Here is a 26,181-nt window from a genome sequence, read left to right as displayed (position 1 = left end):
CGGCAAGGGCCGGGGTGGAACGTGCGATCGCGCAAGGGGGTCGGCAATGCCGTTCTTGACTGACTCGACGGAAGTCGCAGTCGAAGGCATCGGCGCGGCACGTCGCATCGGCTGGATGCGCTTCGTCGGCAATGGGCTGGGTGCGATTCCCATCGCCTCGATCATTCTTGAGCGTCAGGACGGCCTGTGGGCCTGGGCGTTGCTGTTGCTCAATGCATTGGTGTGGCCGGCGCTTGCGCTGGTACTGACCCAGCGCGCCCGCCAGCCCGCACAAGCGCAGTTCCGCTGCATGGTTGCCGACTCCTTCTTCGGTGGCGGCTGGATCGCCTTCGTGGCGCTGAGCGCGGTCCCCAGCGCGTTGTTCGCTGCGCTGCTGGTCGCCGACAAGATCGCCGCCGGTGGCGTGCGCTTGGCGATGCGGGCCACGCTGGCGCTGGTGCTGGGTTTCGCGATCACCTGGTGGGCGCTCGGCTTCCCTTACCAACCCGTTTCCTCGCAGCGCACGATCGTGCTCAGTGTGCCGTTCCTGTTCGTCTACGGCATCGGGCTGAGCATCCTCAGCTGGCAGCTGGCACGCCGGGTCAAATCGCAGAACCGGCAGCTGCAGCGGCTGAGCCGGATGGATCCGCTGGTGGAGCTGGCCAACCGTGGCTTCCTGATCCTGCGTGCGCAGCAGGCACTGGACCGGGCGCAGGGCCAGGGCAGCTTTGCCTGCCTGCTGATGCTCGATGTGGATGACTTCAAGCGCATCAATGATTCGCTTGGCCACCGCGCGGGCGACGAGGTACTGCGGCATATCGCTGCAACACTGCGCACGTTTGCGCGGCCCGGTGATACCCCGGCGCGGCTGGGAGGCGATGAGTTCGTGGTGCTGTTGCACGACTGCGCGCCCGCCGATGCGATGCACGTGGCCGAGCGGGTGCGCCTGCATCTGCTCGAGGCCGCGCGCCAGATCACGCCGGGCGTGGAGTTCAGCGTCAGCATCGGCATTGCCGCCACGCCGCGTGGTGGCAGTGTCGAGGACTGGCTGGCACTGGCCGACCGCGCGCTCTACCACGCCAAGCGGCAGGGCAAGAACAACGCCAGCTATGGCGAATGAGGTGTTGCCACGTCTCTGGCACAGGCCAGCAGCTGGGCGGCCGTTGCCGGAGGCTCGCAGCGCACCGCCAACTGCAGCGTGGTGGTCGGCATGCCCAGTTCCAGCGCAACAAAAGCCAGGCCGCTGCGGTGCATGCTCTGCATTGACGCCGGCACGATGGCGATACCCAGGCCGGCGGCGGCAAGGTTGATCGCTGAAGCCACCTGCGGCGCTTCCTGCTGGATGGCCGGGGTGAACCCCTGGCTGCGGCAGGCGGCGACCACGTCTGCACTCAGGCCCTGGCCCGATTTCCGCGAGAACAGGATGAAACGCTCATCGCGCAGCTCGACCAGCGCGATGCTCGTCCGGCACGCCAACGCGTGATCGGTCGGCAGCACCGCCACCAGCGGCTCGGCACTGAGTTGCTGTGTCACCCGTTCACCGCTACCGGAAAACGGCGGGCGCACGATCACTGCATCGAGCTCGCCGTCATCCAGGCGCCGGACCAGGGATTCACTGCCATCTTCGACCAGCTGCACCTGCACTGCCGGATGCGCCCGCTGGAAGCTGCGCATCAGCGCGGTGACCACCTCGTTGTAGGTTGCCGATTCGGTCAACCCCAATGTCAACGTGCCGACCTCGCCGCGCGCGGCGCGCAATGCCTCTTCCTTGGCCTGGTCGACGCGCGCGAGGATGTCCTCCGCCGCTTTCCAGAACACCCGCCCGGCATCGCTGAGCACGATGCCGCGTCCCTGGCGATGAAACAACGGCGTTCCGATCTCTTCCTCCAGTGCACGGATCTGCTGCCCCAGCGGCGGCTGGGCAATGTGCAGGGCTTCGGCGGCCCTGGTGAAGCTCTGCAGCTGGGCGGTCATGACGAAGTAGCGCAGGTGGCGCAGTTCCATTGGAACCTCAGACGTTCTGATGCTGTACGAACACGGTATTGGACGGTCGCCGGTGGCGACAACATCATCGGTATCCCACGCCAAATGTCCATCTGCAAGGGAGACCACATGAAGAAGACACGCCAGCTGCGTAACCTGCTTGGGCACGGCCGCAACGTGATCGCACCGGGGGTCTTCGACGGCCTGTCGGCCCGCCTGGTGGAGCTGGCCGGGTTCGAGGCGGTGTATGCCAGTGGCGGCGCCATCGCGCGTTCGGCCGGCATGCCCGACATCGGGCTGCTCGGATTCACCGAAGTACTGGCGCAGATCGAGCGGATCGTGGATGCCTGCGACCTGCCGGTGGTCGCCGACGCCGACACCGGCTTCGGCGGCACCGCCAACGTGGAGCGTACGGTGCGGGCATTCGAGCGGGCAGGCGTCGCCGCGCTGCACATCGAGGACCAGACGTTTCCCAAACGCTGCGGGCACCTGGATGACAAGACACTGGTCGACGCAGGCGAGATGTGCACGAAGATCAGAGTCGCCTGCCAGGCGCGGCACGATCCGGAGCTGATGATCATTGCGCGTACCGATGCCATCGCCTGCGAGGGACTGGACGCAGCCATCGGACGGGCGCAGGCCTATGTGGACGCGGGCGCGGACATGATCTTCGTCGAGGCACCGGAAACCCTGGAACAGATCGAGGCGATCTCGCAGCGGGTGCCCGGGCCGAAGCTGATCAACATGTTCCACAGTGGCAAGACGCCGCTGGTGCCAGTGGAACGGCTGGCCGAACTCGACTACCGGTTGGTGATCATCCCCTCTGACCTGCAACGGGCCGCGATCCGGGCCATGCAGCGCACGCTGCAGGAGATCGCCGCGAGCGGGGACAGCAGACGTATTGCCGGCGAGCTGGTCAGCTTCGGCGAACGCGAGACGATCGTGCGCACGGCGCGGTATCTGGCCCTGGACCGGGTGTGATTCCGGCGTGATCCCGGAGGTGTCGACGGGCGGGTCAGGGGGGCGCAATCCTCGTGTAGATGCCCGTTCATCCTGAACCCGGAATCGTCGCCGCCAATCCTCTACCATGGGCCACCCCGCCCGGACGCGCTCCCATGCAAGACGCCCTCATTGCCCAGCCCAAGCCCCCCGTCCCGAGGATCGCGGCCTGGCTGATGATGCTGCTGGGCATGTGGCTGGCGTTGAAACTGGGCCTGGTGGTGACCCTGTTGTCGGGCCTGCTGGTGTTCCAGCTGACCCACCTGCTGGCTTCCACAGTGGAGGGCAAGCTGCCGCCAGGTCGGGCGCGGGCCATCGCGGTGATCGTGCTGTCAGCGGTAATCATCAGCGCGCTGGTGCTGGCCGGCATCGGCGTGGCGTCGTTCTTCCGCAACGAGACCGGCGGGCCGGACGCGCTGCTGGCGCGGCTGATGGACATCCTCAATTCGTCGCGCCACCAGGTACCGGCGCTGCTGCAGCCGTATATCCCCGAGGACATGCCGGCGCTGCGCGCGGCGCTGAATGACTGGGCCGCCGAGCACCAGCGCCAGCTGGGCGTCGCCGGCACGTCCGTGGTGCAGGTGGGCGTACGCGTGCTGATCGGCATGGTGCTGGGCGCGATGATCGCGCTGTATGACGAATTGCCGCTGCCGAAGATGGGGCCACTGGCGCAGGAGCTGATCGGGCGCACCAGCCGGCTGGCCACCGCGTTCCGCCAGGTGGTGTTCGCGCAGGTGAAGATCTCGCTGCTCAACACCGTGTTCACCGCCATCTTCCTGCTGGGCGTGCTGCCGCTGTTCGGCGTGCACCTGCCACTGTCCAAGACCCTGGTGCTGATCACCTTCATCGCCGGCCTGCTGCCGGTGGTGGGCAATATCATTTCCAACACGATCATCACCATCGTCGCGCTGTCGGTCTCGTTCTACGTGGCCGTGGCCGCGCTGTTGTACCTGATCGTGATCCACAAACTGGAGTACTTCCTCAACGCGCGCATCGTCGGGGGCGAGATCCAGGCGCGTGCCTGGGAGCTGCTGCTGGCCATGCTGGTGATGGAGGCAGCCTTCGGCCTGCCGGGCTTGGTCGCCGCGCCGGTGTTCTACGCCTACGTGAAGCGCGAACTGGTCGACCAGCGCTGGATCTAGTACGGCGGGATGTGACGCATTCGCCCCAACCAAGCGCTTGGTGAGACCTTGCCGGCGCATTCGCGGTGACTGCGGTATACCCGTGGTCACGGTTCGCGCGGCACTGGCTTGGCGCTGCCGGGACTGGCGGCTACAGTGATCCGCACTTCAGGGGAAATTTGCATGGCCGGCAAGGCATCGCCCATCGGATTGCGGACCTGGGTCTGGATCCTGGGCGGGTTGTTCGTGGTCTGTACGCTGCCGTTGATGGCCATCGCGCTGGTCCAGGGCACGCTGCGCTACAGCGCTGCCGAGGACAATCTGGTCAGCCTGCGCCAGCTGCGCCAGACCTTCGACCTGGCCAACCTGGTCTCGGCTGAACGCGGCCCGGCCAACAGCCTGCTCGGTGCCGACCCGGCCGATGCCAGGGAGCATGCGCGGCTTGTGCTGCAGCTGGCCGTGGTGCGCAGGCGTGTAGACACCGCGCTGCAGCAACTGGATGCCGTGTTCACGGCCGATCCGGGTGTGGTGGATGAGCATGGGATGCTGGCGGACGCGCAACGTCGCCTGCAGTCGGCACGCGCGGGTGTTGACCGGGTGGCAGCGCAGCCGCGCGACGCACGACGTGTCGAAGACGTGGAGCGCGCGATCAGCGGCATGTTTGCCGTGGTCGACCGCCTGCACCTGCTGACCTCGGCGCAGATCAACGTACTGGTCCGCGCCGACCGCGAGGCGGCGATTCCAGCCATGCAGGGCCAGGTGCTGATCGACCTGCGCGAGCACGGTGGGCGCCTGGCCTCCAACGTGATGGCGCCGGTGGCGGTACCGGGTGCCTGGCGCAACGAACAGGTGCGCGCGGCGTTGCAGACCGAGGGCCGCCTGCTGGAGCTGTGGCGGCTGGCCGGCAGCCACGAGTCGGTCTTCCGCAGTGATCCAACGCTGTCCTGGCATTGGGACATGGCGCGACGGCAGTTCTTCGGTGAGTCGCTGCCGATGATCGAACAACTGATCGAAGACGGACGACGTGGCCTGCCGCCGCCGTGGACCGCAGCCGAGTTCACCACGCGCTACGTGCCGACCCTGCAGTCGCTTGAGGCGCTGCGTGATGGTTACCTGAGTGTGTCCATCGCCAGGTTCGAACACACCCGCAACCGCGAGGCGACGCGGCTGGCGGTGCTGGCGGCGACGGCGTTGGGGACCCTGGTGGTGCTGGGCGTGGCGCTGCGCATCGCGCATCTGCAGATCCTGCGGCCGCTGCTGCAGGCGCAGAAGCAGGTCATCCAGATCGCCTCGGAAGCGCCTGGCCCGGAGCAGCATGTGACCCATCCACTGGCCGAGATGCAACGCCTGTTCGATGCCATCGAAGTGCTGCGCGAGAAGTCGCATGAGCGTTCGGCGCTGACCAGCGAGCTGCGCCAGCTGGCCGGTACCGACGAGCTGACCGGTCTTCTGAACCGGCGTGCGCTGGACGAGGTGGTACAGCAGCGGCATGCCGAGGGCGGCGCCAGTGCGGTGGTGATCCTGCTGGACGTTGACCGTTTCAAATCGATCAACGATGGCCATGGCCACGATGCTGGCGACGAAGTGCTGGTGCAGGTGGCGCAGCTGCTGCAGCGCCATCTCCGTCGCAGCGACAGCATTGCCCGCTACGGCGGGGAGGAATTCCTGGTGCTGCTGGCCGACGGCGACCTGGCCGGTGGTCGCCAACTGGCCGAATCGCTGCGGCTTGCGCTGCAGCAGTTGGATATCCTGGTGGCCGGCGGCACCGCGCTGCGGGTGACCGCCAGCTTCGGCGTGGCCGAGGGTGGCACCGATGCGTTGGGTTGGCGGACCCTGCTGCGTGCCGCTGATGCGGCCATGTACCAGGCCAAGGCCCAGGGCCGTGACCGCGTGCGGGTGGCCGGCGGTGGGCGCATTCCACGCTGAAACATCTTGTTCATCGCTGGCGCACGCATGGCTGCTTAGACTGGACCCGTCGACCATCTGGCAGGAGCGCATCATGACCGTTCGCCCCGTAGTTGCTGCAGCGCTGCTGGCAGGAATGCTGGCCGGCTGTGCCTCCACTTCGTCGCAGACCGCTGCGGATGCGCCACGCCACCCCTCGGTTGCCGCCGACCTGAGCCCGGTGCCGGCTTTCACCGGCGGCGGCGCGGGTTGGAGCATCGAGATCGCCTCCACCGGCCAGGGCAACCACGATGCCAGCCTCAGCGCTGACGGCCGCACCCATAAGGGCACGCTGCGCTATCTTGGCCAGCCGGCCGATGCGCCCAGTTCACTGATCGTGCTCAATGGCGAACTTGGGCAGCAGCCCGCCATCGTCGAGATCAAGCGTGAGTCGTGCCGCAATGCCGAAGGTGTGGACACCCTGGCCAGCGTGCAGGTGACGATGGAGGGGCAGCCGCAACGTCGTGGCTGCGGCCATCTGGCCGTGTACTGAGTCGCTGCCCGGCATGCTCGAGATTCCTACCCTGCACACCGCACGCCTGAAGCTGCGCCCACAGCAGCTGGATGACTTCAGCGTCTATGCGGCGTTCCTTGCATCGCCGCGTGCGCGTGGCATGGGCGGGCCGTTCGGTGAGGTGGCGGCGTGGGGCCAGTTCTGCCACGACCTGGCCAGCTGGCATCTGTTCGGTCATGGTGCATTGATGATCGAGCGTGCCGATACCGGTGCCTGCATCGGCCAGGTCGGGATCAACCACGGCCCGCTGTTCCCGGAAAAGGAACTGGGCTGGCTGTTGTATGACGGCCATGAAGGGAACGGCTTCGCTACCGAAGCGGCCGGCGCGCTGCGCGACTGGGCCTTCGTGGTGGCGCAGCTGCCGACCCTGGTCAGCTACATGGCACCGGACAACCTGGCGTCGCAGGCCGTTGCACAGCGGCTGGGCGGCGTGGCGGACGATCACGCCGTGCGCAATGATGCCGATGATCTGGTGTATCGCTACCCGCGCTGACGCCTAGCTGCCCGTGGCCGGGGCCTGTACCGTGCGGCCGAGCGCCTTGGCGACGCCTTCGCGCTTCTCGATCAGGAATTCCATCAGGGCGCGCACGCGCGGTGGCATCTGCTCGCGCGAAGGCACGTACAGGTAGAAGCCGGGGAACGGTGCCGACCACGCCGGCATCAGGCGGACCAGGCGCCCATCGGCCAGCATCGGCTGCAATGACAGATCGATATGCTGCATCACGCCCAATCCCTGCAGCGCGGCGCGGATCATGCCCTCATCGTCGTTGGTGACATAGCGTCCGCGCGGTTCCACTTCAAAGTCATGACCGGGCTGGCCCGGCGTGCTGAATTCCCAGGCATAGACCCCGCCGCTGCCGGTCTGCCGGTAGCCCAGGCACTCGTGGGCGGCCAGTTCGGCGGGCGTGGTGGGCGTGCCATGGCGGGCCAGGTAGGCCGGCGAGGCGACCACCACCATTTCCAGCATGGGCGTGACCGGCACGGCGATCATGCCTTCGGCCAACCGCTCGCCAAGTCGGATGCCGGCGTCACAGCCGTCGGCAACGATGCTGGACAGGCCGTCGTCCATCACCAGCTCGATGCGCAGCTCGGGGTAGCGCGCGAAGAACTCCGGTAGATGCGGTTCGATCAGCGTCTTGGCAGTCAGGCGCGCGGTGTTGATGCGCAGCAGGCCGGACGGAGCGTCATGGCTGGCACGCAGGTCGCGTACTGCGGTTTCGATGGTGCTCAGCGATGGCCGCAGTGCGTCGAACAGGCGCTGGCCTTCCTCGGTGAGCGACATGTCACGGGTGGTCCGGTGCAGCAGGCGTACCCCCAGCTGTTTCTCCAGGGTCTTCAGGCTCTGCGACAACGCCGGGCGTGAGACGCCCATCTCAACGGCCGCTTTGGTGAAGCTGCGATGGTGGGCGATGTGGGCAAACCAGGCCAGCTGGGGCAGCAGGGCCGGGTTGATCGGGCTGGGTGCGCTCATGGGGCTCGGTCGGCAGGAGGGCGGGAGAAGATGGCGGCACAGGCTGTCGCTCTTTGGTAATTGCAGCTTACTACTTTGGTTGTGATTGGCTGCTTTTTCGGTCCCAATCCCGGGTCTATCGTGCTTGCAACGGCGACACCCGTCGCCTCCCGCCGCTACCGAGGAGTCGCAGCATGGAAACCATCAACATCCAGAATCCGGACATGGCCTGGCCGATCGCCGCCGACCTGCATTTCCCGCCGGACTTCGACCGCAACCAGGTCTATCCCGCGATCATCAGCATGCATCCGATCGGCAGCTGCAAGGAGCAGACCGCCGGCAACATCTACGGTGAGGCCCTGGCTCGCGAGGGCTACGTGGTGATCGCCTATGACGCCAGCTTCCAGGGCGCCAGCGGTGGCGAGCCGCGTCGGGTCGAAGACCCGACCCAGCGCGTGGAGGATGTACGCCGCGTGGTCGACCATCTGGTCACCCTGCCGTACGTGGACGCCGAACGCATCGGCGTACTGGGCATCTGTGGCGGTGGTGGCTACGCGATCAACGCCACCATGACCGAGCGACGCATCAAGGCGGTCACCAGCATCACCGGTGTCAACTTCGGCCGGCTCAGTCGTGAGGGCTTTGGCGGCTTCGATCCGATCGGCACGCTGGAGGCCATCGCTGCCCAGCGCACCGCCGAGATGCGCGGCGGCAAGGTCCGTGTGGACCTGTTCCTGCCGCCTTCGGTGGAACAGGGGCGCGCTGCCGGCATCACCGATATCGACGTGCTGGAGGCCACGGACTATTACCGCACGCGTGAGCCGCAGCCCAACGGCGTGGTCAGTGCGTTGTTCTCGCATCGCGGTGCAGCGGTGGGCTGGGATGCCTTCCACCTGGCCGAAGTCCTGCTGACCCAACCGTTGCTGGTGGTGATCGGTGACAAGCCGGGTGGCTTTGGCGCCTACCGTGATGGCCTGGAAATCCATGGCCGTGCGGCGTCGAAGCACAAGCAGTTGAAGGTGGTGGAAGGCTGGTCGCACTACGACCTGTATGACAAGCCGGAGCCGGTGCGCGAGGCCCTGTCAGCGGTCGTTCCCTTCTTCAAGCAGCACCTGTGAGCTGAAGTGGCAGGTGGTGCCGGCCACGGGCCGGCATCATCTGTACGCGGAGTATTCCGCCCAGTCATCGAGATCGGCCAGTTCCGGCGCCAGCGCATGTTCGACCGCGCGGCGCAGCAGTGCTGGCGCGACGTAGTGCCGGTGCGCGGCATCGATCAGTGCCATGTACAGGCGGCCGAACGCATTGAGGGTCTGCACGCGTGAGCCGAGGCTGATTTCGATATGTCCATCTGCACAGCGCTGCACTCGTACGCTGCTGCGGAAACGCAGATGGCGATCATCGGCGCCGAGCAGCACTTCGGCACAGTCATCTTCTGCATCGACATGCGAATCCAGCACTGGATAGCGGCCGGCGAACAACCGGCTGCGATCGGTCGACAGCAGTGACGATACCGGGCAGCCGAGTGGCGACGTACGCAACCGCAACGGCGCCACCAGGCGGTTGCGCAGTGCCATCAGGTGGCCCACGCCGGCAGGTGGATTGCGCAGGAAGCCGTCCAGTACATCGGCCAGCAGCGCCGACGCGGAGTGGTGTGCGACCTGCGCGCTGTCCAGGCGCAGCGTGGTCTGGTCCTGGTAGTGGCTGTGCGGCAGGGCCGCAGGCAGCAGGCCTTGAGTGGCGACGGCCTCCGAATGGACGGGATAGGCCGGTGTGGCGCGTTCGACGAACCCACGTAGTGGCCGCAGCGGGATCCGACGCAGCGGACCGAGCAGGGCGCGGGTACGCGCGCACAGCTGGGCACTCAGGCTGGGCGGCGCTGCCTGCAGCGACAGTTGCAGCAGCGGCGCTGCCGCGAGTGCTGTGGCCGTTGGCCAGTGCACATCGGGCAGTACCTCGGTCAGGCTGGGGATATCGGCGGCATTGTGCTGTGCCTGTGCACGGGCCTGCTGGCTCATTGCCCCGGCCAGCTCATTGCTGTGGCAGGACAACGCGAACAGCGCGGGGTGTGCGCGATGGTTCGATGCGAACTGGTGCCAGGTGCCGCCGCCGAAGCGCACGGTAAACAGGCAGTCCGGTGGGATGCGGATGCGCCGCAGCGTGCGCGCGAAGACACCGGGATCTCCTGCCAGCTGCGCGTCGGACGCGGTGGCGAAGCGCAGCTCGGCACCGGCGCTGCCGGCAATGGCGGTGAACATGCGCGGTCCGGCATGGCGATGGAACGGGTGGCCACCGGCGCCGACGGTGAAGCTGTACAGCGAGGAGGCATCGCCTTGTTGCAGATGCATGCCCCCCAGTCGCGCCGAAGGCTCGTCCAGCGCATCGATGAAGGCCGGGTGGTGGCGCTGGCGCTGGCTGGCGTCGGTCACCAGCGCATCGCCGGCGCCGATGCCGAGCTGCGCGATCAACGTGACTTCGGTCGGGCTGCCACCCTCCAGTGCTGGAAGCTGTACCCCTGGGAACGAACGGCGGTCGCGGGTCGAACCAGGCATGGTCATGCTCCTTGGCAGGGGGATCAGCGTGCAGGGGACTTGCGGCGGGCGCGTGCTTCGCGCTTCAGCGGGCCGCCGACCGGACAGACTTCGGCCGCCCACGAGAACAACGTGTTGGCCAAACGGTCGGGTACCTGCCGGAAGTACACGAACTGGCCGCGCTTCTCGCGTTCGATCAGGCCGGCTTCCTCGAGGATGCGCAGATGGCTGGACAGCGCCGGCTTGCTGAAGTCGAAGCGTTCGGCCAGTTCGCCCGCGCTGAGCTCGCCGGCGCTGAGATAGGCCAGGATCTGCCGGCGGGCGGTGGAGGCGAGGGCTTCGAAAATACGGTCCATGGAGAGCTAATTAACTAATTCGTTAATTGATATTCCTCCCGCCGGTGGCGGCTGTCAAGCCATGACCCGTTGCGCGGCACGCCTGGGCTTTGCCATCCTGCCTGCTGTTTTCCGTAGCTTGGAATCCCGATGCGTCCTGTGTTCTGGCTGGCTTTGGCCCTGCTGCCCACCCTGGCGGTGGCGCAGCCCGCGCGTACTCCCAAGGCCAAGGCCCCGGCGCAGGATCCCTTCAGCGAGCTGTTCGATACCGCCTGCATGCAGCACATCGGTGCACCGGCGCGCCTGCAGTCGTTGATGGAATCCAACGGGCTGGCACCGCTGCAGCCAGCCGAGGCTGCAACGTTGCTGCAGGGGCAGGCAGGCATGGCCTGGATGGTGCCTCTGGCCAGTGGCCGCTATGCGGTGAGCTGGGCTGACGATGGCACGTGTACGGTCTACGCCGAAAAGGCCGACGCGGCGGTCGTGCAGAAGGGATTCGCCCGGTTGGTGCAGGCCGCACCGAAGCCGTTGCAGGTGCGATCGCTGCCAGGGCATGGGCCACTGTCGGCCGATCAGGTGGCGATCCAGTACGGCTGGGCGACGCCGGGGCAGGGCAAGCTGCAGGTGCGCTTCCGCCTGGTCACGCGGCAGGCGGCCGATGCCGGTGTGCAGGCGATGGCCTCGGCGGCCCCGGGCGAAGCGATGTTGGAACAGCCCGCGCCCGGGCCCTGACAGAGGACACGCTTGCGATTCAGTCTTTCACGCAGGATGTGGTATATCGTTTATCGATAAATTCACCCTGGGGCGGCGATGCTGCCCCAACGCCGGAGGCCGCTTGACCGCTCGTCCCGCCCGCGCCAGACCTGCGCGAGGCTTGTTCACCTTGGCCCAGGCCGCCGTACAGGCCGTGCGGGCGATGTGCTGGCTGGGCATCCTGGCCGCACTGCTGGCCGTGCCACTGGTCGCCCACGACCGCCGCTGGCTGCTCGACAGCGTGCACGATGCCGCTGCCGCCGCCGCGCATGGCAACGATCTGTTCCTGCATTTCTACCTGGGCCTGGGTGCCATCGTCGCGCTGCTGGTGCTGTGCCTGGTGTTCCTGCGACATCTGCTGCGGCTGCTGAAGTCGGCGGCGCGCGAGCGGCCGTTCACCCATGCCAATGCACAGCGCCTGCAGCGCATGGCGTGGCTGATGCTGTCGATGGAGGTGCTGTCGATCCTGATCGGCGCCTACGCCGCCTGGATGGGCCCGGACTTCACCTGGATGGAGGTGGGCGGCGGCATGTCGATCACCGGCCTGGTCGCGGTGCTGATGCTGTTCGTGCTTGCACGCGTGTTTGCCGTGGGTGCGGCGATGCGCGATGACCTCGATGGTGTCATCTGATGGCGATCGTCATCACCCTGGACCGCATGCTGCAGGAACGGGGCATGACCCTGTCCGAGCTGGCCGGGCGCATCGACATCACCCTGGCCAATCTGTCGATCCTGAAAACCGGCAAGGCACGCGCCATCCGGTTTTCCACACTTGATGCGATCTGCCGTGAGCTGCAGTGCACGCCCGGCGACCTGCTCGGGCATGACCCGATGCAGGCGCAGGACGCTGACTGAGTGCTTTCCCTTTTCCCTTACCTACTGACGAAACGGACCTGAAATGGAATGGTTGGCTGACCCCTCGATATGGATGGGCCTTGCAACCCTGGTCGTGCTGGAGATCGTTCTCGGCATCGACAACCTGGTGTTCATCGCGATCCTTGCCGACAAACTGCCGCCGCACCAGCGTGACCGTGCGCGGGTGATCGGCCTGGCGCTGGCCCTGCTGATGCGGCTGGTGCTGCTGGCCGCGCTGGCCTGGATCATGAAACTGACCGAGCCGCTGCTGACGCTGTTCGACCACAGCTTCTCCGGGCGTGACCTGATCCTGCTGGGCGGTGGCCTGTTCCTGCTGTTCAAGGGCACCATGGAGCTGCACGAACGGCTGGAAGGCCGCGAGCACCACGAGGATGGCAAGAAGGTCTATGCCAGCTTCGCGATGGTGGTGGCGCAGATCGTGGTGCTCGATGCGGTGTTCTCGCTGGACTCGGTGATCACTGCGGTCGGCATGGTCGACAACCTCGGCGTGATGTACGCCGCAGTGACCATTGCGATGGCGCTGATGCTGGTGGCAAGCAAGCCGCTGACCCGCTTCGTCAACAAGCATCCCACGGTGGTGGTGCTGTGCCTGGGCTTCCTGCTGATGATCGGTTTCAGCCTGGTGGCCGAAGGCCTGGGCTACAAGATTCCGAAGGGCTACCTGTACGCGGCCATTGCCTTCTCGATCCTGGTCGAGGCGTTCAACCAGTGGGTTCGCTTCAATCGCGAGCGCAACGAGCGTCGCCAGCCGTTCCGCCAGCGCACGGCCGATGCCGTGTTGCGCATGCTGGGCGCGCGCCCGGCCAACGGCCATGCCGACGAAAGTGTGGACGAGCAGGTGGACGCCGAAGAGCGCCTGCAGCCGGCCGAACACGAGATGATCCGCAGCGTGCTGGGCCTGGCCGATCGGCCGGTGTCGAGCGTGATGACCGTGCGTGCCGACGTGCAGTGGATCGACCTGGCACGTGGGCAGGAGGACGTGGTGGCGCGCCTGGTGGCATCGCCGCACACCCGCCTGCTGGTGGGTGATGGCGACCTGGACAGCCTGCGCGGCGTGGTGCAGAGCCGCGACCTTCTGGCCGATCTGCTGCAGGGCAAGCCGCTGCAGCTGGAAGCCAACCTGCGCGAGCCGCAGTACGTGCTGTCCAGTGCCAGCGCATTGCAGGCGCTGGAACTGATCCGCCAGCACCCGGTGCCGCTGGCGGTGGCGGTGGACGAGTACGGCAGTGTGGAAGGCCTGGTGACCGCCAACGACCTGCTGGCGGCCATTGCCGGTGACCTGGTCGACACCCAGGACGAACGCTATGGCGTGGTCGCGCAGGGCGAAGATTGCTGGGAGGCCGATGGCGCGCTGACCCTGGACGACCTGCAGCGCCTGGCCGGCGTGTCGCTGCCGCGCAGTGCCGACTACATGACCATCTCCGGTCTGGTGCTGGAGCGCCTGGGGCGCCTGCCAGACATTGGTGACGCGGTGGAGATTGCGGATGTGCGCATCACCGTACTGGCGATGGAGAAACGTCGCATCGCCCGCCTGCGGGTTGAACGCATCGACGGAATGGCTTGACCTACCTGTTGTTGTAGAGCCGAGCCCATGCTCGGCTCTACACAACACCTCCCGCAGCCGTCACCATGGCGGGCCCGTTTTCCTCCCCGGATGGTTGCAGTGCTGAGTACGATCGGTTTGTTGATGGGCCTGTATGTGGCCTGGCGCCTGTTCTGGCCACTGCGCATGCCCATCTGGATGAAGGTCGTGCTGTCGCTGCTGCTGGTGGGCGTTGCCGTGCAGCTGCGCATCGTAGCCATCTTCTGGGGCACGATGGCGTCGCCGGAGATACCGAAGCTGGCCATCGCCACGCTGGCCACCGGCTCCACCGCCGTGTTGGTGCTGGCGCTGGTGATGCTGGTGCTGGACGCCGGCCTGCTGCTGTCGCACCTGCTGCGCTGGCCACGCGCGGTAGCCGCATTGCGCACGCGGCGTCTGCGACCGGCGGCCGGCCTGCTGGCCCTGTTGGTCAGTGGCTACGGCGTCAGCCAGGGCATGGCGGTACCCAAGCCCAGGCAGATCGAGGTGAGCATCGCCGGCTTGCCTGCCGCGTTCGATGGCTATCGCGTGCTGCAGCTGACCGACATCCATGCCAGCCGCCTGCTGACCGGCGACTGGGTGCGCAAGGTGGTGGATGAGAGCAACGCACTGACGCCGGACCTGATCGTGATCACCGGCGATCTGATCGACGGCAGCGTCGAGGCGCGTCGCGAGGACGCACGCCCGTTGGCTGACCTGCATGCACCGGACGGTGTCATCGCCATCACCGGCAACCACGAGTATTACGCGCGGTACCAGGCGTGGATGCAGGCGTTCCGCGCGCTGCACATGCAGGTGCTGGAGAACAGCCACCTGCAGGTGCGGCGCGGTGATGCGGCGCTGACCATCGCCGGCGTCACCGATCCGGTGGCCGCACGCTACGGCCTGCCGCTGCCGGACCTGGGTGCCGCGCTGGCCGGTGCCGATCCGACGGCACCCGTGATCCTGCTAGATCATCGCCCGCGCAATGCACGCGAGGCGGCCGCGCGTGGCGTGAAGCTGCAATTGTCCGGGCATACCCACGGCGGGCAGATCATCGGCATGGACCAGCTGGTGAAGCGTGCCAACGGTGGCTATGTTTCCGGACGCTACGACGTGGATGGCATGACCCTGTACGTAAGCAATGGTGCAGGCCTGTGGGCGGGTTTTCCGGCGCGCATCGGCGTACCGTCGGAGATCACCCTGGTGACGCTGCGCCGCGTGCCGTGACCGGAAGTGGGTCAGATTCCTGTCCCCCGGGGGAAGTGATCTGACCCCGGCCCGTCAGGCCGCCCGCAGCGGCGGCCGCGCATGCGCACTTCGACGCAGCGCTTGTGCCCGCTTGGCGATCCAGCGCACCACGAAAGCGGTGAACAGCAGCGCCGACGGCACCGCATACCAGAAGTTGCCCGGCACGCGCTTGAAGTACGAGTAGGTGAACACCGCCGCGATGATCCACATGCCGGTCACGTGCAGGCGACGCCAGGCCGTGGGTCCGATGCGCCGGGCGAGCCCCCGATGCGAGGTGATGGCCAGCGCCAGGATGGCGAGGTAGCCCACCGTGCCCGGGAGGTTGGCCAGCGCTGAGCGTGCTGGCCAGAACGCCGGGTTGAGGATGCCGAAACTGGTGATGGCGATTGCATGCAGCAGGTGCGAGAACGCGAAGGACAGGCCGATGATGCGTCGTTCGCGCAGCAGGAACCGGGTGAACGGGCCGGGCAGAAGGCTGGCGAACGACGATGCCGTGAATGCCGCCAGGAACAGCAGGAACGATGTGCGGGCGGTGAGCCGGATCGCCGCGCGGCTGCCTTCGGCTGCATCGGGATACAGGGTGAAGGCGGTCAGTGCGAACGCGATCAGGACCACGCTGATGGCTACGAACAGGCGCCAGCCGCGCAGGAAGGACGTGTTGGAAGCAGTCATCGTCAGGCCTCGAAGAATGAAGAGGAGGTCGTGCCGGCCGCCGGCCGGCATTCCCGGGGATCGGTCGACGCAACCAGAACGCCTGCCGTGCAGAGGTCGCGCAGCACTGGAATGCAGGCCGCACGCAGTTCATCCGGCGCGACACCATGTGCTTCAGCCACGGTCTGCAATACGTCATCCACGCGTGTGCCGTCATCGCCGAAGGCCGACAGCACCGCATAGGCCAGCGGGGCCAGTTCCTCGACCCGCAGACTGAATTCAGGCATGCGGCGCATCAGCAGCAGCGTGGACGCTGCATCCAGCACCGGCTCCAGCACCTCGTCCACATGCACCGGCCACTGGTAGCCAAGCACCCGCACCAGCGGCGAGACAGCCAGCACATCACTGTCCACCGGAACGCGGTGCAGCGAACGCCCGGCGGCGCGCGCTTCAATGTGCAGCGACTGCTGAGTGCTCTCGTAGTGCGCCAGTTCCGCTGCCCAGGCCGGCAGTGCCACCGCGTCCTGCATCGCCAGCCAGGCCGCGAATTCGCCGGCGATCTGTGGGAACAACGGGGTGCGACAGGTGTGGCTGGCGTAGTAGTGCTCCACGGTGTCGCGCCAGCGCGGCATGCCCAACTGGTGTTGCAGGCGTGGCAGGGTGCAGGCCAGCAGGGTGTCCAGGCTGTCGATGCACAGGCGACGGTACACCGCCAGCCGGCGCGCCTCGATGCCATCGGGTGCGGCCATTGATGGGTCGCGAACATGGTCGGCCCAACGCCGTTGCAGGGTGGCCAGCGACTCAGCCATGGGCCACCTCGGGCCAATGTGCCTCGGCCTGTGCCTGGCGGATCTGCGCGACCTCGGCCAGCAACTCGGCCAGTGGCGGGAAGTTGAAGTCGCGTTCGAGCAGAGTGGGACGCACGCCCACCCGCGCATAGGCCTCGCGCAACAGCGCCCAGACCACACCTTTCACCGGCGCACCGTGGGTATCGATCTTGAAGCCATCGTCTTCATCGAAGTGACCCGCTACGTGCAGCGAGGCGACACGGTGGGACGGCACGCGGGCCAGGAATTCGAAGGCGTCGTAACCGTTGTTGCAGGCGTTTACGAAGACGTTGTTGACGTCCAGCAGCAGGTCGCAGTCCGCCTCGGCGAGCACTGCATTGATGAAGTCGATCTCGCTCATCTCCGCACCGGCAACGGCGTAGTAGGAAATGTTCTCCACGGCGATGCGTCGGCCCAGCATGTCCTGCACCTGGGCGATGCGGCCGGCGATGTGATGCACGGCCTCGGCGGTGAACGGCAGCGGCAGCAGGTCGTAGACGTGGCCACCGGCAGCGCAGTAGCTCAGGTGTTCGCTGTACAGCTGCACCTGGTGCAGGTCGAGGAAGGCACGTGTCTGGGCCAGCAGGGTGCGGTCCAGCGGATCAGGACCGCCCAGCGACAGCGACAGGCCATGGCAGGTCAGGGGGTGGCGTTCGCTCAACCTGCGCAGCGCTGCACCGTGTGCACCGCCGACGCCGATCCAGTTGTCGGGCGAAACTTCGAGGAAGTCGATGGCACCGGCCGGCATGGCCAGCAGTTCGTCGATCAGGCCACGGCGCAGGCCAAGACCGGCGGCATTGGAAGGCAGGGGCAGGGTCATGACGGATGCTCCAGGGAGAGGGCGCCGCCTCGGAGGCGGCGCCGGTTGAACGTCGATCAATCGGCGACGCGGGAGAACATGCCCTTCGGCATCGGCTTGCCGTTGGCGGTGTAGACGCTGCGCAGGTAGTCGTGCGCTTCCTGCTCGCTGATGTAGCCGTCGTGGTCGGTGTCGATGCGGTCGAACTCGGCGGCACGCTTGGCGGCCACGGCGTTGAACTCGGCACGCGAGACCCGGCCATCGTGGTCGCGGTCGGTGCGGGCAAACGAGGCGTCGCCGCACTTGCCTTCGCCACACTGGCCCTCGGCCACCTTGGCCTTGCCGGCGGCCTTGCCGGTGGCGGTCTTGTTGGCCCCGCACTTGCCTTCACCGCACTTGCCTTCGGCGGCCGCGCTCATGGCCACGGCACTGATCGCCAGTGGCTGGATCGCCGCGGCCTGGCCGGCCAGCAGCAGGCCACCGGCCAAGGCGATGCCGATGGCACCGATGCGCGGCAGGCGGGAGAAGGGGTGGTCTTGGTCGAGACGGACATGGTGGTGACTCCTTGGGAAAGCACGCGGGGCGTGCGGGATGGACGCCGCTTGAAGGCGACGGAAACGAAGGGAAGAAGCGCGGTGAAGGGGCGAAGCAGATCAGGCGTTGCGGCGACGGCGCAGTACGTAACCCACCAGCAGCACACCGCCGAGCAGGGCGCCGCCGAAGCCGATGCCGGGCAGCAGCGCGGCAACCGGCAGCAGCAGGGCGATGAGGCTGACGCCCCAACCCAAGCCGTCATTGCCAACGGGGGCATGCTGCGAGCCGGCCAGCAGACGGTCGACGCTGAGTGCGCCACCGCCGTTGAGGATCAGTGGCAGCAGCATGGCCAGGAACAGCAGCGGCAGCTTGAAGTTGCCGTAGCCCTGGTCGGTGATCGCATATCCCTGCCAGAGTTCGCCCAGGCCGTTCCATTGGTCGGGCCAGTGCACGGCGGCGATGGCGACCACGGTCAGTACCCAGAACACATAAGCCACCGAGCGCGTGGCCAGGCCGAGCAGCAGCATCACTGCACCCACCAGTTCCAGCCAGGTGGCCAGCTGCCAGTTCAGTGATGCGGGCAGGGCGGAGAACGGGAACGGGAAGCGACCTTCCAGGTCGGCGAACCAGTTCTGGCCACCCAGCTTTTCGCGGCCGGATTCAAAGAACTCCCAGGCCAGCAGGGTGCGCAGCGCCAATGGCGAGAGCCAGCGGCCGACGGCGTCCAGGCGGGGGGTATACACGGAAGAGGCGGTGCTGATCATGGTGGTGTCCTGCGGGCCAGTGGTCGATGGAGGCCATTTCAGGCGGCGCAGGTATCGGCAACGTGTGCCGTTGCCCGGGGTTTTGTCAGCGACTGTGGCCGCGGCCGGGGTTTCGTACAGTCAGATACAAAGACGATGTGTCGAGGCACATCGGGGCGTTGCGCGCCCGCGTGCGGGCAGCGATATCCACCCGGTAGCGCCCGGCCGGACCCGGCGGCCGAATGTATCCCACTGTAGAAACCCGCCTGCGCCCTACAGTCCGGTACAACTCCGTGCCGCGGAGAAACAGCGCCGATACACCGGCAGGCGGAAATGGCCACTCCCAACACCGGAGTGCCACCCATGATCCGTACCTCGTTGCTTGCTGCCGCTCTCGCACTTGCCGGCGCCGCAGCCCCCGCCTTCGCTGCCCAGGCCGATACCGCTGCACCGCCCACCGTCATCCTGGTGCACGGCGCGTTCGCCGACGGCTCCAGCTGGAGCAAGGTCATCAGCACGCTGCATGACTGGAAGCTGCCTGCGGTGGCCGTGCAGAATCCGCTCACCTCACTGGCCGACGATGTTGCCGCCACCCGTCGTGCGATTGCCGCTGCACCCGGCAAGGTGGTGCTGGTCGGCCACAGCTGGGGTGGCACGGTCATCACCGAGGCGGGCAATGACCCGAAGGTGCAGGCGCTGGTGTACGTGGCGGCCTTCGCACCGGATGCAGGCCAATCTTCGGCGCAGCAGGGCGAAGGTTTCCCGGTCGGTCCGGGCCTGGCCCGACTGCAGGAGAGGGATGGCTACCTGACATTGCCGGCCGATGCCATCGCCCAGGACTTCGCGCCAGACGTGATGAAGAAGTCGGCTGCACTGCTGTACAGCACGCAGGTCCCGTTGAAGGCCAGCGCGCTGGGTGAGGTGGTGAACGTTGCGGCGTGGCGCAGCAAGCCGAGCTGGTACGTGCTCAGCCGCGACGATCGCATGCTGTCGCCGCAGCTGCAGGCCGCCACCGCAAAGCGCATTGGTGCGCAGCTGCAATCGATCGGCAGCAGCCATGTGTCGCCGCTTTCGCATCCTGCGCAGGTGGCCGACAGCATCCTGGAAGCGGCAGGCGTGAAGCCCGCCGAACTGCCGCTGGCCGAGCAGGGGGGCTGAGCGATGGCCACACTGCGAGGGTATGCACTGCCCCTGCTGCTGGGCCTGCTGGGTGGAGCGGCGTTGTTGCTGGCATGGCCCGGCGCCGATGCCGGCGCGCAGCCGCTCGACGCTGCACCTATGGCGGGGTTCGACGGTGGCGGGCCATGGCACAACAGCTCGCCGCTCACACTGAAGCAGTTGCGGGGGCAGGTGGTGCTGGTCGAGTTCTGGACCTACACCTGCAGCAACTGCCTCAACGTGGCGCCGTATGTCCACCAGTGGCACGCACGGTACGCGTCGCAGGGCCTGAAGGTGATCGGCGTGCATACGCCGGAGTTCGCCTATGAAGGGCTGCCCGGCAACGTGCGCAGGGCCATCGCACGGTTGGATATCACCTGGCCGGTGGTGCAGGACAACCACTACCGGATCTGGAACGCCTGGGGCAACCGCTTCTGGCCCGCGCTGTACCTGCTCGACCGGCAGGGGCGGGTGGTCTACCGCCATTACGGTGAGGGCGACTACGCACGTACCGAAAGCGAGATCCAGCGCCTGCTGGCCAGCCCCTGAGCCGCGCTACCATGGCCGCGCCGCGCGGCGCTGTCCCCCGCCTTCATCGAGAACGCAATGAACCCTGTACCGCACATCCTTGTCGTCGACGATGACAGTGAGATCCGCCAGATGCTGGCCGACTACCTGCAACGCAACGGCCTGCGCGTGAGCCAGGCCGACGGCGGCCGGGCCATGCGCGCACTGATGGATACCCACGCGGTGGACCTGGTGGTGCTGGACGTGATGATGCCGGGCGAGGACGGCCTGAGCCTGTGCCGTAACCTGCGTGCCGGCAAGCATCGCGCGGTGCCGGTGGTGCTGCTGACCGCACGCGACGACGAGACCGACCGCATCATCGGTCTGGAAATGGGCGCCGACGACTACGTGACCAAGCCGTTCTCTTCCCGCGAACTGCTGGCACGCATCAATGCGGTGATCCGTCGCACCCGGATGCTGCCGCCAAACCTGCAGGTGAGCGAAGCCGGTCGCCAACTGGCCTTCGGTGCCTGGCGCCTGGATACCACCGCACGCCATCTTCTGGATGCGCAGGACACCGCGTATCCGCTCAGTGGTGCCGAGTTCCGCCTGTTGCGCGTCTTTCTCGATCACGCCAATCGGGTGCTCAGCCGTGACCAGCTGCTCAGCCTCACCCAGGGCCGCGATGCCGAACTGTTCGACCGCTCGATCGACCTGCTGGTCAGCCGCGTACGCCAACGGCTGGGTGACGACGCACGCGAGCCGACCTACATCAAGACCGTGCGTAGCGAGGGCTATGTGTTCAGCGTGCCGGTGCAGTTGCTGGGGCCGGACGAATGAACACCGGAGCACGCCGTCCACGCTGGCCGCGCACGCTGTCGGCGCGGCTGCTGCTGGTGCTGCTGGGCGGACTGGCGCTGGCCCACGCGCTGTCCTTCGGCTTGTTGTTTTTCGAACGCTATCAGTCCACCCGCAGCATGATGCTGCGCAACCTCGATGAAGACGTGGCCGTGAGTGTCGCGCTGCTGGAGCACCTGCCCGCGGACCAGCGCGATGCCTGGGTGCCGCGGCTGGAGCGGCGCACCTACCGTTACCTGCTGCGTCCGGCTGCGGCTGGGCCGGGACTGCAGACCGATCGTGCACGCCAGGTCACCGCGATCATTGACGACAGCCTGCAGCATCGCTATCCGTTGCAGGCGCGCCAGGTGGCTCGCCTGCCGGAGCGGTTCGAGGTGGAACTGCGACTGCACGATGGCACACCCTTGACCATTGAAGTCACCCCGTCGGGCCTGCCGCTGGCGCGCTGGCTGCCCGCCGTGCTGCTCGTGCAGCTGGCGCTGCTGCTGGTGTGCGCGTGGCTGGCGGTGCGCCTGGCCATGCGCCCGTTGCAGCAGTTGTCGCAGGCGGTGGAACAGCTGCAGCCGGGCAAGGACGGGCCGGCACTGCCTGAAGATGGCCCTGCGGAAGTAGGCGGTGCGGCGGCTGCACTCAACGCGCTGCAGGCACGCATTCGTGGCCATGTCAGCGAGCGCCTGCAGATCCTCGCAGCGATCTCCCACGATCTGCAGACCCCCATCACGCGCATGAAGCTTCGGGTGGAGACCCTGCCTGAAGACAGCACCCAGCAGCGACTGCTGGCCGACCTCGACCACCTTGGGCAACTGGTGCGTGAAGGCGTGGCCTATGCGCGCAGCAGCCACGTCGCCAGTGGCGCGCCGGTGTCGATGGACCTGGGTGCGTTCCTGGCCAGCGTGGTCGGCGACTACGAGGACATGGGCAAGCCGGTCAGTGGCGGTGCACCCGCTGGACTGATCGTGCAGACCTGGCCGCAGCCGCTGCGACGGGTGGTCGGCAATCTGGTCGACAACGCAGTGCGCTACGCCGGCGCCGCCGAGATCGGGGCGGGCCGCGATGAGGCCGGCCGGGTATGGATCAGCATTTCCGACCGTGGCCCCGGCATTCCCGAGGACCAGCTGCAGGCAGTGCTGGCGCCGTTCCATCGGCTGGAAAGCTCGCGCAACCGCGATACCGGCGGCACCGGCCTGGGCCTGGCCATCGCGGTGCAGCTGGCGCAGTCGCTGGGCGGCTCGCTGCGGTTGCACAACCGCGAGGGCGGCGGCTTGCGAGCGGAGCTGCAGCTGCCGGGGTAATTGGCGGGGTCGGATCGCTTTGCGGGAGCAAAGGGCTCTGACCCCGATGTGGGATCTGCGACGTTCCTGCATGGCACCGGGATCGGCGATCATCTCCAGCGAGTGTTGAAACCAGGGAGCACCACGCAATGCAGGGACGCCGTTCTTCAATCTGGCACGCACGCCGTGTCGCGCTGCTTATCAGCGCAGGGTTGCTGGTGGCCTGCCAGCGCTCGCCGGATGTATCGGCCGAACACGCGCCTGCAGACCCACCGGCGGTGATGCCGACCGCCAGCGCCGATCTCTCTCCGCTGCTGGATGCCCTGCCGACCTGCGCGCTGGATGGCTGGTACATCGATCAGCAAACCGACCGCCCGGCCCACCCCTGGTTGGCTGCGAACGCACCGAAGCCCTGCAAGGAGGACGAGGAGAACGAGATCGCCACGTTCTGCGTGCAGGGGCAGTGGAAGGGGCTGCCGGTGGAAGAGGTGATCCTGCCGACGATGACGTTCGTCTCGTTCCGTGGGGCCAGGATCGGCCTGCCGTTGGATAAGGCGCGTTCAATCGCCCGTCAGCACCTGGGGCAGGACTTCCCGGGTGGCGCGGCTTACGAAGCGGGCCGCGAGCCGAAGCTGCTGGCCGACCCGGAGGATGCGCAGCGTTCGTGGCTGCTGTGCAGCACCCCGGAGCTGGGCCACGACGTGGACAGCGCGGGAAGCATCAGCTATTCCGGTATGAACCTGCCCTACGACCACGACGGCTGCAGCTACCGCTACAGCCCGGTCGACTTCTGCAACGCGCAGCACCGGGCGGCCATCGAAGACGCGCTCCAGCACCAGAAGCCCAATTTCAACCAGCATTATCTGCTGGTACAGGTCGATGATCGTCCCGAATATTTCCAGCGCACGTTGGTGCTGGTCGATACCCGCACCGGCAGGGCGACGCCACTGCCGTTCGATGCATTCACCGGGCCGGCGGGGAAGGGCGGCGATGCTACCGGCTATGGGACATTGGAGACGGGCGTGGACCAGCAGCAGTTCTGCCTCGATGGTGCGTTGCTGGTCTACCGCGTGTTCGAGGAAGGCCGCTTCTGCTTCGGCTTTGACGGTGAGCGCTTCACCGGCCATGAAACCCAGTACATGCAAGCGACGGACACCCGATGACCGGTGCTTCACCCCGGCCATGCCACCCTGCTTCGAACCTGTGAAACCGGGATCGAGGCTGTTGAAGGCGAACACGCAATGACCGCGGCGCGGCAGCGCTCGATGTGGGTGGCGGGCCTGTCCACGGTGGTGGAGTGGTACGACTTCACCCTGTACCTGTACTTCGCCACGGTGTTGTCACGGGTGTTCTTCGGCGGCGGCGAACAGGCGCTGCTGGTCACCCTGGCCGGCTTCGCGGTGTCCTACCTGATGCGTCCGCTGGGTGCGCTGTGCTTCGGCCACCTGGGCGACCGCCTGGGCCGGCGCTGGATGCTGCTGGCGTCGATGGCCTTGATGGCAGCGGCGATGCTGGCCACTGCACTGCTGCCGACAGCGGCCACCGCAGGTACCACGGCGGGCGTGCTGCTGTTGGTACTGCGCTGCGTGATGGCGTTTTCGGTGGGCGGCGAGTACACCGGGGTGGTGGCGTATCTGCTGGAAAGCGCGCCGGTGCGCCGACGCGGGCTGGTGACCTCGCTCGCTTCGGCGGCCAGTGAAGTGGGCGCGCTGCTGGCGGTAGCGATCTCCGCGCTGACCGTGGCGCTGCTGCCCACCGCGCAGCTGGACAGCTGGGGCTGGCGTATTCCGTTCTTCGTCGGTGCGGCACTGGCCCTGGTGATCCTGGTCGCGCGCTCGGGCATGCACGAGTCGCCGGAGTTCGAGCGGCAGCGCCGCGAGGGCAGCATTCCGGCTACACCGCTTCGCCATGTACTGCGCAACCATCCGCTGGCGGTGGCACGCACCTTCGCGATCTCGGCGCTGGGTTCGATCACTTATTACGTCGGCATCACCTATGTACCGGCATTCCTGCATGCACAGGGTCATGACGAGGGTGACGCACTGTGGCTGTCGACGATTGCGGCAGTGGCGGTCATCGCGATCACGCCGCTGTGTGGTGTCCTGTCCGACCGCGTCGGGCGGCGGCCGATGCTGCTGGGCCTGACGGTGCTGGCAGCGCTGTTGCCGCTGTCCCTGTTCGCCTGGATGGCACAGGCGGCGCCGTTGGGCATCGCGCTGGCCGCGGTGCTGCTGGCCTGCGTGGCCGGTGGGGTAAGTGCCGTTGCTGCGCCGGCCACGGCCGAACAATTCCCGGGCGAGGGCCGGGTCAGCGGCCTGGCACTGGGGGTGACCATGGCCACCGCCTTCTTCGGAGGGGCAACGCCATGGCTGGCGCAATGGTGGGTGGAGCGCAGCGGCTGGGCAGCGGCGCCGGGCGCGATGATCGCGCTGGTGGCGGTGCTGGTGCTGCCGGTGCTGTGGACGCTGCCCGAGACGGTCCCGGGCAGGGCCAAGCGCTAGACGGTCAGACCTTCAGGGTCTGCTCGATGTCGGCCAGTACCGCGGCCGCGTCCACGCCGATGGCAATCGACTGCACCACGTGGCCATCCCACACGCTGGGGCCGAATGCCAGGCCTTCCGGCTTGGGAATGGTCATGCCGCGGGCGACGCCGCCGGTGGCCACGCGCACGCTGGCGCGCTCGAACTGGAACAGTTCCGGGCGGGTCAGCGCAATGCACGCGCAGCAGTCATGCACGACCATGCCCTTGTGGCCGGCCTGCAGGTAGAAGTCCACGTAATCCTGCGACAGCGCACGCACCAGCTCGGCATCGGCACCGCCGATCGCAGCCAGCTTGTCCAGACCGTCACGGTCCATTTCCACGCGGGTGGTCACGTCCAGGCCGATCGCGGTGACCGGCCAGGTGGCGGTGAACACCACGTCGGCGGCTTCGGCATCGCCCCAGATGTTGGCCTCGGCGGCCGGGGTGATGTTGCCGTTGACATGGAAGGCGCCGCCCATGATCACCACGCCGCGCACCAGGCCGGCGATGTCCGGGGCCTGCTGCAGGGCCAGGGCCAGGTTGGTCATGCGGCCGACCGCGACCAGGGTCACTTCGCCCGGATGGGCGCGGACCAGGTCGATGATCAGCTGGTGGGCGGGGCGCGCGTCGGCGGCCACGTCCAGTTCGGCCGGCACCGGGTGATTGCCCAGCCCGTTGTGGCCGTGAATGTGCACCGGCCAGGCTTCCGGGGTGGCTTCCGGCTGCAGCGGGCCTTCGGCGCCGCGCGCGACCGGGGCGGCAAAGCCCCAGGCCTGCTTCAGGTACAGCGCGTTGTGGGTGGTCGACTCCACCGAGGCATTGCCGAAGGTGGTGGTGACGCCGACCAGGTCGATCTGGGCGTGCTTGTGCAGGTACAGCAGGGCCAGGGCGTCGTCGACGCCCGGGTCGGTATCGAAAATGACTTTCAGCATGTTGTTGTTCTTCTTCTTCCGTGTGGTGCGGGGGGCGCCGGCGGCCCGGAGGCGGGCCGGCGCGCCCTACATTGTCCCATCTTCAT

28 protein-coding genes are annotated in these 26,181 nt (G+C 67.2%); 18 read left to right on the top strand and 10 right to left on the bottom strand.

Annotated features, from left to right (window positions below; all coding sequences use genetic code 11):
- The first annotated feature begins 46 nt into the window (after positions 1-46).
- On the top strand, positions 47-1,099 hold the full coding sequence (locus ACJ7C5_RS04415; RefSeq protein WP_412703163.1) for a sensor domain-containing diguanylate cyclase: 1,053 nt from the start codon (positions 47-49) through the stop codon (positions 1,097-1,099).
- Here the strand turns inward: ACJ7C5_RS04415 and ACJ7C5_RS04410 are convergent.
- A complete protein-coding gene (locus ACJ7C5_RS04410) occupies positions 1,087-1,983 on the bottom strand; it encodes a LysR family transcriptional regulator (RefSeq protein WP_412703162.1) in 897 nt (298 codons plus the stop codon). The two genes, ACJ7C5_RS04415 and ACJ7C5_RS04410, sit on opposite strands and share 13 nt — an antisense overlap.
- Positions 1,984-2,091: 108 nt before the next feature.
- On the opposite strand from ACJ7C5_RS04410, the gene ACJ7C5_RS04405 reads away from it, so the two are divergent.
- The 5 genes from ACJ7C5_RS04405 (at position 2,092) to ACJ7C5_RS04385 (ending at position 7,033) form a co-directional block, all read left to right on the top strand.
- Positions 2,092-2,943 carry an isocitrate lyase/PEP mutase family protein gene (locus tag ACJ7C5_RS04405; protein WP_412703161.1) on the top strand — a complete coding sequence of 284 codons (852 nt, stop codon included), beginning with the start codon at positions 2,092-2,094 and terminating at the stop codon, positions 2,941-2,943.
- Positions 2,944-3,077: 134 nt separating this feature from the next.
- Positions 3,078-4,103, top strand: a complete 1,026-nt coding sequence (locus tag ACJ7C5_RS04400) for an AI-2E family transporter (protein ID WP_088025027.1) — start codon at positions 3,078-3,080, stop codon at positions 4,101-4,103.
- A 162-nt stretch (positions 4,104-4,265) separates the two neighbouring features.
- Positions 4,266-6,008: a GGDEF domain-containing protein gene (locus tag ACJ7C5_RS04395; RefSeq protein WP_412703160.1), complete on the top strand. Its 1,743-nt coding sequence runs from the start codon at positions 4,266-4,268 to the stop codon at positions 6,006-6,008.
- Positions 6,009-6,081: 73 nt separating this feature from the next.
- Complete coding sequence (locus ACJ7C5_RS04390; RefSeq protein ID WP_412703159.1) at positions 6,082-6,519, top strand: hypothetical protein; 438 nt, start codon at positions 6,082-6,084, stop codon at positions 6,517-6,519.
- 13 nt (positions 6,520-6,532) lie between these two features.
- Positions 6,533-7,033, top strand: coding sequence for a GNAT family N-acetyltransferase (locus ACJ7C5_RS04385; protein ID WP_412703158.1), 501 nt, complete (start codon positions 6,533-6,535; stop codon positions 7,031-7,033).
- A gap of 3 nt (positions 7,034-7,036) precedes the next feature.
- Here the strand turns inward: ACJ7C5_RS04385 and ACJ7C5_RS04380 are convergent, their stop codons facing one another.
- On the bottom strand, positions 7,037-8,011 hold the full coding sequence (locus ACJ7C5_RS04380; protein ID WP_049443813.1) for a LysR family transcriptional regulator: 975 nt from the start codon (positions 8,009-8,011) through the stop codon (positions 7,037-7,039).
- A 173-nt stretch (positions 8,012-8,184) separates the two neighbouring features.
- Between ACJ7C5_RS04380 and ACJ7C5_RS04375 the strand changes: the two genes are divergently transcribed.
- Positions 8,185-9,108, top strand: a complete 924-nt coding sequence (locus ACJ7C5_RS04375) for an alpha/beta hydrolase (RefSeq protein ID WP_412703157.1) — start codon at positions 8,185-8,187, stop codon at positions 9,106-9,108.
- A 36-nt stretch (positions 9,109-9,144) separates the two neighbouring features.
- On the opposite strand, the gene ACJ7C5_RS04370 is transcribed toward ACJ7C5_RS04375, so the two are convergent.
- Both ACJ7C5_RS04370 and ACJ7C5_RS04365 read right to left on the bottom strand, forming a co-directional pair.
- Positions 9,145-10,539 (bottom strand): DUF2867 domain-containing protein, encoded by a 1,395-nt coding sequence (locus ACJ7C5_RS04370; protein ID WP_412703156.1) that lies wholly within the window; start codon positions 10,537-10,539, stop codon positions 9,145-9,147.
- Positions 10,540-10,562: 23 nt separating this feature from the next.
- Positions 10,563-10,874, bottom strand: coding sequence for a metalloregulator ArsR/SmtB family transcription factor (locus tag ACJ7C5_RS04365; protein WP_004147836.1), 312 nt, complete (start codon positions 10,872-10,874; stop codon positions 10,563-10,565).
- Positions 10,875-11,003: 129 nt separating this feature from the next.
- On the opposite strand from ACJ7C5_RS04365, the gene ACJ7C5_RS04360 reads away from it, so the two are divergent.
- The 5 genes from ACJ7C5_RS04360 to ACJ7C5_RS04340 all read left to right on the top strand — a co-directional run bounded on the left by ACJ7C5_RS04360 (position 11,004) and on the right by ACJ7C5_RS04340 (position 15,273).
- Positions 11,004-11,585: an NMCC_0638 family (lipo)protein gene (locus ACJ7C5_RS04360; protein WP_088025030.1), complete on the top strand. Its 582-nt coding sequence runs from the start codon at positions 11,004-11,006 to the stop codon at positions 11,583-11,585.
- Between the two features lie 103 nt (positions 11,586-11,688).
- Entirely contained in the window at positions 11,689-12,237 is a 549-nt protein-coding gene (locus tag ACJ7C5_RS04355; protein ID WP_412703155.1) for a DUF2975 domain-containing protein, read from the top strand.
- Positions 12,237-12,461, top strand: coding sequence for a helix-turn-helix domain-containing protein (locus tag ACJ7C5_RS04350; RefSeq protein WP_094002110.1), 225 nt, complete (start codon positions 12,237-12,239; stop codon positions 12,459-12,461). The genes ACJ7C5_RS04355 and ACJ7C5_RS04350 overlap by 1 nt, the downstream gene beginning before the upstream one ends.
- Positions 12,462-12,534: 73 nt before the next feature.
- Positions 12,535-14,046: a TerC family protein gene (locus tag ACJ7C5_RS04345; RefSeq protein WP_412703154.1), complete on the top strand. Its 1,512-nt coding sequence runs from the start codon at positions 12,535-12,537 to the stop codon at positions 14,044-14,046.
- Positions 14,047-14,145: 99 nt separating this feature from the next.
- Complete coding sequence (locus ACJ7C5_RS04340) at positions 14,146-15,273, top strand: metallophosphoesterase (RefSeq protein ID WP_412703153.1); 1,128 nt, start codon at positions 14,146-14,148, stop codon at positions 15,271-15,273.
- Positions 15,274-15,327: 54 nt separating this feature from the next.
- Here the strand turns inward: ACJ7C5_RS04340 and ACJ7C5_RS04335 are convergent, their stop codons facing one another.
- The 5 genes from ACJ7C5_RS04335 to ACJ7C5_RS04315 form a co-directional block, all read right to left on the bottom strand.
- Positions 15,328-15,966 (bottom strand): ferric reductase-like transmembrane domain-containing protein, encoded by a 639-nt coding sequence (locus ACJ7C5_RS04335; RefSeq protein ID WP_412703152.1) that lies wholly within the window; start codon positions 15,964-15,966, stop codon positions 15,328-15,330.
- Between the two features lie 2 nt (positions 15,967-15,968).
- The gene (locus tag ACJ7C5_RS04330) at positions 15,969-16,754 is read right to left on the bottom strand and encodes an HvfC family RiPP maturation protein (protein ID WP_412703151.1); all 786 of its coding nucleotides are present in this window, start codon (positions 16,752-16,754) and stop codon (positions 15,969-15,971) included.
- A complete protein-coding gene (locus tag ACJ7C5_RS04325; RefSeq protein WP_412703150.1) occupies positions 16,747-17,592 on the bottom strand; it encodes an HvfB family MNIO-type RiPP peptide maturase in 846 nt (281 codons plus the stop codon). The genes ACJ7C5_RS04330 and ACJ7C5_RS04325 overlap by 8 nt, the downstream gene beginning before the upstream one ends.
- Positions 17,593-17,648: 56 nt before the next feature.
- The gene (locus ACJ7C5_RS04320) at positions 17,649-18,059 is read right to left on the bottom strand and encodes an HvfA family oxazolone/thioamide-modified RiPP metallophore (RefSeq protein ID WP_412703149.1); all 411 of its coding nucleotides are present in this window, start codon (positions 18,057-18,059) and stop codon (positions 17,649-17,651) included.
- Between the two features lie 165 nt (positions 18,060-18,224).
- A complete protein-coding gene (locus ACJ7C5_RS04315) occupies positions 18,225-18,869 on the bottom strand; it encodes an HvfX family Cu-binding RiPP maturation protein (RefSeq protein ID WP_088025044.1) in 645 nt (214 codons plus the stop codon).
- A 342-nt stretch (positions 18,870-19,211) separates the two neighbouring features.
- On the opposite strand from ACJ7C5_RS04315, the gene ACJ7C5_RS04310 reads away from it, so the two are divergent.
- The 6 genes from ACJ7C5_RS04310 to ACJ7C5_RS04285 all read left to right on the top strand — a co-directional run bounded on the left by ACJ7C5_RS04310 (position 19,212) and on the right by ACJ7C5_RS04285 (position 25,143).
- A complete protein-coding gene (locus tag ACJ7C5_RS04310; protein ID WP_412703148.1) occupies positions 19,212-20,006 on the top strand; it encodes an alpha/beta fold hydrolase in 795 nt (264 codons plus the stop codon).
- Positions 20,007-20,009: 3 nt separating this feature from the next.
- Positions 20,010-20,555 (top strand): redoxin family protein, encoded by a 546-nt coding sequence (locus ACJ7C5_RS04305; RefSeq protein WP_097049665.1) that lies wholly within the window; start codon positions 20,010-20,012, stop codon positions 20,553-20,555.
- 57 nt (positions 20,556-20,612) lie between these two features.
- Positions 20,613-21,353 (top strand): response regulator, encoded by a 741-nt coding sequence (locus ACJ7C5_RS04300; protein ID WP_049443785.1) that lies wholly within the window; start codon positions 20,613-20,615, stop codon positions 21,351-21,353.
- The gene (locus ACJ7C5_RS04295; RefSeq protein WP_097049664.1) at positions 21,350-22,663 is read left to right on the top strand and encodes a sensor histidine kinase; all 1,314 of its coding nucleotides are present in this window, start codon (positions 21,350-21,352) and stop codon (positions 22,661-22,663) included. Before ACJ7C5_RS04300 ends, ACJ7C5_RS04295 begins: the two co-directional genes overlap by 4 nt.
- Positions 22,664-22,791: 128 nt before the next feature.
- Complete coding sequence (locus ACJ7C5_RS04290; protein ID WP_412703147.1) at positions 22,792-23,805, top strand: hypothetical protein; 1,014 nt, start codon at positions 22,792-22,794, stop codon at positions 23,803-23,805.
- Between the two features lie 78 nt (positions 23,806-23,883).
- Positions 23,884-25,143, top strand: a complete 1,260-nt coding sequence (locus ACJ7C5_RS04285; RefSeq protein WP_412703146.1) for an MFS transporter — start codon at positions 23,884-23,886, stop codon at positions 25,141-25,143.
- Positions 25,144-25,147: 4 nt separating this feature from the next.
- Here ACJ7C5_RS04285 and ACJ7C5_RS04280 read toward each other — a convergent pair whose 3' ends face one another.
- On the bottom strand, positions 25,148-26,095 hold the full coding sequence (locus tag ACJ7C5_RS04280; RefSeq protein WP_412703145.1) for a nucleoside hydrolase: 948 nt from the start codon (positions 26,093-26,095) through the stop codon (positions 25,148-25,150).
- Between the last annotated feature and the right edge of the window lie 86 nt (positions 26,096-26,181).

It is taken from the genome of Nocardiopsis yanglingensis (assembly GCF_045809185.1).
Taxonomy (GTDB): domain Bacteria; phylum Pseudomonadota; class Gammaproteobacteria; order Xanthomonadales; family Xanthomonadaceae; genus Stenotrophomonas; species Stenotrophomonas yanglingensis.
This window is presented reverse-complemented; position numbering and strand designations above follow the sequence as displayed.

Coding starts and splice junctions, on each gene's coding strand:
- ACJ7C5_RS04330 (WP_412703151.1), bottom strand. CDS start 16,754: ATGGCTGAGTCGCTGGCCACCCTGCAACGGCGTTGGGCCGACCATGTT.
- ACJ7C5_RS04395 (WP_412703160.1), top strand. CDS start 4,266: ATGGCCGGCAAGGCATCGCCCATCGGATTGCGGACCTGGGTCTGGATC.
- ACJ7C5_RS04410 (WP_412703162.1), bottom strand. CDS start 1,983: ATGGAACTGCGCCACCTGCGCTACTTCGTCATGACCGCCCAGCTGCAG.
- ACJ7C5_RS04290 (WP_412703147.1), top strand. CDS start 22,792: ATGCAGGGACGCCGTTCTTCAATCTGGCACGCACGCCGTGTCGCGCTG.
- ACJ7C5_RS04370 (WP_412703156.1), bottom strand. CDS start 10,539: ATGCCTGGTTCGACCCGCGACCGCCGTTCGTTCCCAGGGGTACAGCTT.
- ACJ7C5_RS04295 (WP_097049664.1), top strand. CDS start 21,350: ATGAACACCGGAGCACGCCGTCCACGCTGGCCGCGCACGCTGTCGGCG.
- ACJ7C5_RS04360 (WP_088025030.1), top strand. CDS start 11,004: ATGCGTCCTGTGTTCTGGCTGGCTTTGGCCCTGCTGCCCACCCTGGCG.
- ACJ7C5_RS04375 (WP_412703157.1), top strand. CDS start 8,185: ATGGAAACCATCAACATCCAGAATCCGGACATGGCCTGGCCGATCGCC.
- ACJ7C5_RS04365 (WP_004147836.1), bottom strand. CDS start 10,874: ATGGACCGTATTTTCGAAGCCCTCGCCTCCACCGCCCGCCGGCAGATC.
- ACJ7C5_RS04405 (WP_412703161.1), top strand. CDS start 2,092: ATGAAGAAGACACGCCAGCTGCGTAACCTGCTTGGGCACGGCCGCAAC.
- ACJ7C5_RS04310 (WP_412703148.1), top strand. CDS start 19,212: ATGATCCGTACCTCGTTGCTTGCTGCCGCTCTCGCACTTGCCGGCGCC.
- ACJ7C5_RS04380 (WP_049443813.1), bottom strand. CDS start 8,011: ATGAGCGCACCCAGCCCGATCAACCCGGCCCTGCTGCCCCAGCTGGCC.
- ACJ7C5_RS04280 (WP_412703145.1), bottom strand. CDS start 26,095: ATGCTGAAAGTCATTTTCGATACCGACCCGGGCGTCGACGACGCCCTG.
- ACJ7C5_RS04400 (WP_088025027.1), top strand. CDS start 3,078: ATGCAAGACGCCCTCATTGCCCAGCCCAAGCCCCCCGTCCCGAGGATC.
- ACJ7C5_RS04415 (WP_412703163.1), top strand. CDS start 47: ATGCCGTTCTTGACTGACTCGACGGAAGTCGCAGTCGAAGGCATCGGC.
- ACJ7C5_RS04305 (WP_097049665.1), top strand. CDS start 20,010: ATGGCCACACTGCGAGGGTATGCACTGCCCCTGCTGCTGGGCCTGCTG.
- ACJ7C5_RS04325 (WP_412703150.1), bottom strand. CDS start 17,592: ATGACCCTGCCCCTGCCTTCCAATGCCGCCGGTCTTGGCCTGCGCCGT.
- ACJ7C5_RS04390 (WP_412703159.1), top strand. CDS start 6,082: ATGACCGTTCGCCCCGTAGTTGCTGCAGCGCTGCTGGCAGGAATGCTG.
- ACJ7C5_RS04350 (WP_094002110.1), top strand. CDS start 12,237: ATGGCGATCGTCATCACCCTGGACCGCATGCTGCAGGAACGGGGCATG.
- ACJ7C5_RS04285 (WP_412703146.1), top strand. CDS start 23,884: ATGACCGCGGCGCGGCAGCGCTCGATGTGGGTGGCGGGCCTGTCCACG.
- ACJ7C5_RS04385 (WP_412703158.1), top strand. CDS start 6,533: ATGCTCGAGATTCCTACCCTGCACACCGCACGCCTGAAGCTGCGCCCA.
- ACJ7C5_RS04300 (WP_049443785.1), top strand. CDS start 20,613: ATGAACCCTGTACCGCACATCCTTGTCGTCGACGATGACAGTGAGATC.
- ACJ7C5_RS04345 (WP_412703154.1), top strand. CDS start 12,535: ATGGGCCTTGCAACCCTGGTCGTGCTGGAGATCGTTCTCGGCATCGAC.
- ACJ7C5_RS04315 (WP_088025044.1), bottom strand. CDS start 18,869: ATGATCAGCACCGCCTCTTCCGTGTATACCCCCCGCCTGGACGCCGTC.
- ACJ7C5_RS04335 (WP_412703152.1), bottom strand. CDS start 15,966: ATGACTGCTTCCAACACGTCCTTCCTGCGCGGCTGGCGCCTGTTCGTA.